Here is a 406-nt window from a genome sequence, read left to right as displayed (position 1 = left end):
ACCACGCCAGCCCGCAGCAGGCCCGAACCCCAACGACCTGACCCTGCCGGGCAAAGAGGCCCCGCCCCTGCCACAGTCCAATGCGGTTGTGATCCCCGCCCTCAAGGGGCTGGTGTTCATTCCCGACAATGCCGCCCTCAAGGCCGCGGGCCTGCCCGCCGGCTCCAGTGGGGTGCACCATACGGGCCTTCCCCTGCTCGATCAGGCCACCTTCGAGCATGAGATCGCCGCCTATCTCGGCAAGCCCCTGCGCATGACCGACCTGAACACCATCGCAGCAAAGGTCAGCACACTCTACAAGGCCGAGGGGCATCCGTTTGTATATGTCTCCATCCCGCCGCAGAACATCAGTGGCGGCGTGGTTCAGATTGTCGTGACGGAATACCGGCTGGGCGCAGTTAAAACC

General features: G+C 64.3%; 1 protein-coding gene. It reads left to right on the top strand.

Going from position 1 to position 406, the window contains the following annotated elements; all coding sequences use genetic code 11:
- Positions 1-406: POTRA domain-containing protein (locus J2D75_RS14330; RefSeq protein ID WP_207855465.1), on the top strand; the 406-nt coding region annotated here is incomplete at both ends.

Origin of the sequence: Acetobacter suratthaniensis (assembly GCF_017377745.1) — a bacterium.
GTDB classification, from domain to species: domain Bacteria; phylum Pseudomonadota; class Alphaproteobacteria; order Acetobacterales; family Acetobacteraceae; genus Acetobacter; species Acetobacter suratthaniensis.
This window is presented reverse-complemented; position numbering and strand designations above follow the sequence as displayed.